At 42.4% G+C, this 5,282-nt stretch carries 4 protein-coding genes; all 4 read right to left on the bottom strand.

All coding sequences use genetic code 11. The features are described 5' to 3' along the window. Nucleotides 1-225: 225 nt before the first annotated feature. From ODU50_RS10220 to ODU50_RS10205, 4 genes are read right to left on the bottom strand one after another with little or no spacing between them, the layout of a single operon-like run. A complete protein-coding gene (locus ODU50_RS10220) occupies nt 226-417 on the bottom strand; it encodes a hypothetical protein (RefSeq protein WP_044758884.1) in 192 nt (63 codons plus the stop codon). Further along, nucleotides 414-575 carry a hypothetical protein gene (locus ODU50_RS10215; RefSeq protein ID WP_153600796.1) on the bottom strand — a complete coding sequence of 54 codons (162 nt, stop codon included), beginning with the start codon at nt 573-575 and terminating at the stop codon, nt 414-416. Before ODU50_RS10215 ends, ODU50_RS10220 begins: the two co-directional genes overlap by 4 nt. Nucleotides 576-614: 39 nt before the next feature. Beyond that, the gene (locus tag ODU50_RS10210; RefSeq protein WP_105106390.1) at nt 615-1,445 is read right to left on the bottom strand and encodes a hypothetical protein; all 831 of its coding nucleotides are present in this window, start codon (nt 1,443-1,445) and stop codon (nt 615-617) included. Nucleotides 1,446-1,451: 6 nt separating this feature from the next. Next, a complete protein-coding gene (locus ODU50_RS10205; protein ID WP_398581409.1) occupies nt 1,452-4,562 on the bottom strand; it encodes an SEC10/PgrA surface exclusion domain-containing protein in 3,111 nt (1,036 codons plus the stop codon). Nucleotides 4,563-5,282: the final 720 nt, after the last annotated feature.

Genomic DNA, 5,282 nt, shown 5'->3' with positions numbered 1-5,282 from the left:
ACATCTATTTTTATAATCATCAACGATTTCAAGAACGCAACAACGGCCTTGCCCCTCTTGAAATGAGGAACAAGGCCGTCGCCTAATCTTTTATTATTTCATTGTCCACTTGACAGGGAGCAGTTCATTTACTGAAAAAGAGTAGATCTATCCATAGCAACTCATAAGCCCTCTTAATAAAAAAGAAACACCAGTTTCTCAGTGTTCCTTCATTTCAAACTATTCTTACCATCTGTTACCAGCAGATTCCACCTCTGTTGTAACATCCCTATACTCGAGATTAGTCAAACTTGCATAGACATCATTGATACTATCACGATAAAAATGATCCGACTGAGCAGATAGCTTAACCATTTTATCTTTATCTACTTCACTCGGTGCTTCTAGTGTAACAATACCATCCTTGTCAATAATCAATTTAGAGAAATTGTAAACATAGAAATCTGTAGAAGTTTTAACAAAAGAATCTTCTTTTTAAAAGAAACCGATAGATATTCTTTCGTTCCCACCTGACAAGCCGTTAACACCAAAACTGACAAGGCTACAAAACCTAATCTCAATAATTTCTTTTTCATCTTTCTCCTACAAACCAGGACTTCTCCAGTTCATTTGAATCAGCGAATAGTTGCATGGACGCCGTAACGCTCCATGTTAGCTAATTTTTCATTAGCTCGCGCATTCTGGATAGTTGCCCTTGCCGCGGCATCTTCCAAATGAGCCTGCCCTTTACGAAGTCGCTCTGCCTGATCACGCAGTTGTGAAATTTGAGCATGACTCCGCGCCAATTGTTCCGCCATTTTTTTCTGTTGATTCATCACAGATTGCTGATGCTGTTCTGTCCGCCAAAGGTTGGCAGCTTCTTGGAAATTCGTTGCACGGAAATCCTGCAACAAGACCAACATGCCTGCAAAATCTGTCAAATTTGCAAAATTATCAGGGATCAGAGACAAGAAATAAAGAAGTGTCTGGTTGCTTTCCAATGCTAACTTATCTGCAAGGAGCGACTGATATTCTTGAGAATGTTCCGCTTCAACAGTTGCTTCTTGAGTAACCTTCTCAAGTTGTTTCTTACTAAGTACATTTACAGTATAATTGAGACCGAAAGCCGAATGTTTTTTATTAGTCGGTCTAGCCATAAGCCACATAAAGAGACGGACTGTAGCCTGCCCAAATAGATACATCACCCCCATCATGAAAAGAGCGTTGAAAAAATTATTGCCGAGTTCAACCACTCCCATCAGGGCAAAAATGATACCACCAATATTTCCATTCCGATTATACTTAGCTGTTGTAGCCTGTTTAACACGTGTACTAATAGTCTGTTCAACAATAGAAGACATTTTATTCTTAATAGTAAAGAATTCATCAATCTGCACATACAAATACTGCAAAATATCAATGAGTTCCTCGCGACCAAATTGGTTTATATTTTGTTGTTCTGCCATTCTTTCCTATCCTCTTCTCCGTTTTTTTGCATAACCTAGTCCAAGACCAGCAAGGGCCGTGTAGCCTAACAATACCAAAAGGCTCTCTTGTGAGCCCGTTTGTGGCAGCTGTCTATACTTTTCAACTCTGCTATAAGTGATTGGCTGTAGCTTAGTACCTGCAGTTTGGTTGCCATCAAAGTAGCCCACAATCTTACCAACTTTATCTGTGATAGCAATCGGTTGACCGCCTGCATCATTGATAGCTTGTCTCTGAGCCACAATCTGTGCTTGGGTATAAGCCTCCTTCACAGCCTCATATTGAGCTTTAGCATCACGTTGGTTCTTCAAGAATTGGTCCAACTTATCAATTTCAGCGTCAAGGGTTGCTTTAGCAGCAGTGTGAGCCTTGATAGCTTTTGCAAGCTCCGCTTGAGCATCTGCAAGGACTTGGTCAGCATTTTTGAGTGCTGCAAGCTTAGCCAATTGTTCGGCAAGTTGCGCTTTCAATACAGCAATTTCATCTGCAATCTTAGCTTCTTCAGCCTTCAATGCCTCTACTTTCGACTGAGCTTCTGCAAGAACGACTTCGCTGGTAGACTTAGCTTCTTTCAGTTGAGCCAATTTTGCTTCTTCAGCAGCCAATTGACTTTTCGCATCTTCAAGAGCTTTAGTCTTAGTTGCTACATCTGCGTTGAGGTTGTCAACAGCTTGTTGAGCCTTAGCCAAGCGAGTTTCAGCAGCTTGACGAGCAGCGGTTGCACTTGTCAAGGTAGCTTGGGCGGCTGGTGTTTGGTCAGCGATTGCTTCAAGGCTTGCAATGGTTGCACGAGTTTCGGCAAGTGCTGCTTGAGCCTTGTCATTTGTAGTTCTTACCTGAGCAAGAGTTGCTTTGACACTTGTGTCTGCTGTGACAGCTTTTGCTTGAACTGATTTCGCATCTTCAAGGGCTTTCGTCTTGGTTGCTACGTCAGCGTTGAGGTTGTCAACGGCTTGTTGAGCAGCAGCAAGGCGCGCTTCTGCGGCTTTACGCACAGTGGTTGCACTTGTCAATGTAGCTTGGGCGGCTGGTGTTTGGTCGGCAGTAGCTTTCAAAGCAGTCAATTGAGCCGTAGTTGCTTGAAGAGCTGATTGAGCTTGGTTGTTAGCAGTCGTTGCACTAGCAAGAGTTGCTTGTGCTTGCTTGTCAGCTTGTGTCGCTTGAGCCTGTGCTGTCTTAGCAGTTGCCAACTCAGCCTTGAGGGCTGTTGTGTCGTATGGTGATGCAATAGTGTTGCCACCGTCATCGATAAATTGAAGGCTATGTGCACGTCCAAATCCACCAGGTGTTACACTTGTCACAAAAGCTCCGCTAAGTTTTGTTGTCGATGAACCACTAGATGATGAAATAGAACGAGTCCAATATTCATTCGTAATATGGGCGTAATTCTGGTTGTAATCGCCTGCCCATGTATTGATTGACATACTTAAAATGTTACGAAATAATTGAGTCATGGTAGTAGTTTTAGCGGAGATGAATGCAATCCCCTCCGAGCTGTAATCTACATTATTATTACCATCATTTTCTAATGCGGTATAACTGTGTTCGCCAGTATTATCATTTTCAGCTGTATAATTTTTGGCAATTTGTATAGCAGCTTGTACGGCATCTTTTGTGACAATCACATCTTCATTATTAGCACCCCATATTTGCTTACGAACAGCATTTTCAATGTAAACATAGTATTGAGATAATGCTGTTACTTGCTCTTCTGTTAAGTTTGAAGGGTCAACAATGGTTGTATCAATTGGAGTTACCATTGTTTTAGTATAGCCAACCATATCGGTTGTATACCATGTATTGATTGCATCAAACAAGGCATCTTTATTGCTTTGAGACTTATCCTTCACAAATGCCTTATAAGCATTGATAACATCTTGTGACAGTTTTGGTGTTGTTAAGTTATCAAAAGCTGCGATGTTAGCTGTCAACTCTGCCACTTTGTTGTCGGCAGCTGTTTTTGCGTCTGTTGTAAGTTTAGCGTCCATGATTGCAGATGCAAGGGCTGCAGCTGTTTGGTCAGCAGTAGCTTGTTGTTGCGTTTGTGTTTGTGTTAGGCTGGCGATGTCCTGTGCTTTCTTCGCGTCAGCTGCTTGTGCAGTTGCGAGGTCGCTTTGTGCCTTGGTTTCGTCTGCTTGTGCTTGTGTAAGGTCAGCCTGTGCATCATCACGCTCTGCGATGATTGCAGCAGCTCCAGTACCGTCTAGTGCCTTCTGGGCCTTATCAACCGCCGTATTGGCATTTACCAAGTCAGCTGCCGCTTTTGTAGCATCAGCCTGTGCTTGCGCAAGGTCACTTGCAGTCTTATCAGCAGTTGCTGATTGAGTAGCCTCAGTGTCTTTAGCAGTTGCCAAGTCACTTGCTTTCTTAGCATCAGCTTCTTGAGCCTTAGTAAGGTAGCTTTGAGCTTTGGTTTCGTCTGCTTTAGCAACTTCAAGGTCACTTGCAGCAGCGTCACGTTTTGCGATAATTGTCTCTTTACCTGTGCCATCTAGAACTGCTTGTGCATTATCCACAGCTGTTTGAGCATTGTCCACAACAGTCTCTTGAGCGTCAATGACCGCTTGGTCACTATTTACTTTAGCTTGTGCATCATCGGCTTTTGCTTGTGCTTCAGCTGTGTTTTCGGCGGCTTGAGTAGCCTTGCTTTCAGCTTCTGAAATAGCTGTTTGCGTATCAGCCACCCCTGTTTCAGCATTCGCAATGTTCTCATCCCTTGCTTCGGCCTTGTTTGTTTCAGCCTCTGCAACCACTTCAGTGGCCCTTTCAACCACGTTTGCGGCATTTTCTTCGGCAACACTCGCATCCACCACCACAGCAGTCTGATCAGTTACAGCCTGGTCAGTAGCAGTCTTAATGCTAGCCGCCTGATCAACCGTTGCTTCAGTCGGTGTTTCTGTTACAACAGCAGTACCATTGGTCACGATAACACCTGATACCGTCTCGATACCTACACTAGCTGTCAGAGACACCTCAGGGCTCTCTACAGGGCTTGTAGGGGTATTTACAGCTTCTTCAGCATGCACACCATTTGCAATTACAAATGAGCTAAGAGACGCTACTCCAATAGCTGTGCTCTTTATCAGTTTCTTGCCCATCAATTGAATCTCCTTTTTTAGCAATTAGGAAAGGCTTGGCTGTAAAGTCAAGCCTTGTTATACTAGTATAACAAGCGATTTGTCAAGTATTTTGTGCAATATTTTCATTTATTTGTCAAAAAAACACCTAAAAATTTTACATACTTTTCCAAGACAATAAGAGATAAGAAGAATACCCTCATGACAAAACTTTCACCGCTGAGAGAAATCCTCAAACAGCCCCATAAAAGCTTGTCATCAGCCCACAAGAAACAAATAGAGCCTTGCCCAAATTAATCAACACCTTAAATACAGGAAACAACTGTTTTCCCATTATCAACTTAATAAAGTAGAAGTACTATAGCAAATCTAACAGTACTACAATGTCAGAAATATTCTGAGCACCCAAAAAACACCCAACCCGCCAAACAAAGCAAAAAAAGAAACGCTGATAAATCAACGTTTCTTCATAAACTATACCGGCGGCCGGGGTCGAACCGGCACGTCCTTGCGGACACTGGATTTTGAGTTTGGTTCTTATGGTTTTATAAGAATAAAAACTAGTCAAATCAACACTATTAGCAATTCCCTCTATCGTAAAAACGGTAGAATTTTGAAAGTTCTATAATGAAGTTAGCCACCTTACCTTAGTCAAGAATTAGATGTTTCACTATGTTTGAGTAAGTTGATGATTTCATTTGATAACAGGCTTGAAGCTGTTAGGCTAGGTGGCCAAGGCTA

Origin of the sequence: Streptococcus sp. 2020WUSS084 (genome assembly GCF_044427445.1) — a bacterium.
GTDB lineage: Bacteria > Bacillota > Bacilli > Lactobacillales > Streptococcaceae > Streptococcus > Streptococcus suis.
The sequence above is the reverse complement of the archived record's forward strand: the minus strand, read 5'-3'. Positions and strand labels throughout refer to the sequence as shown.

Excerpts from the sequence above, each read along its gene's own strand:
- ODU50_RS10205 (WP_398581409.1), bottom strand. The coding sequence starts at position 4,562 with ATGGGCAAGAAACTGATAAAGAGCACAGCTATTGGAGTAGCGTCTCTT.
- ODU50_RS10210 (WP_105106390.1), bottom strand. The coding sequence starts at position 1,445 with ATGGCAGAACAACAAAATATAAACCAATTTGGTCGCGAGGAACTCATT.
- ODU50_RS10215 (WP_153600796.1), bottom strand. The coding sequence starts at position 575 with ATGAAAAAGAAATTATTGAGATTAGGTTTTGTAGCCTTGTCAGTTTTG.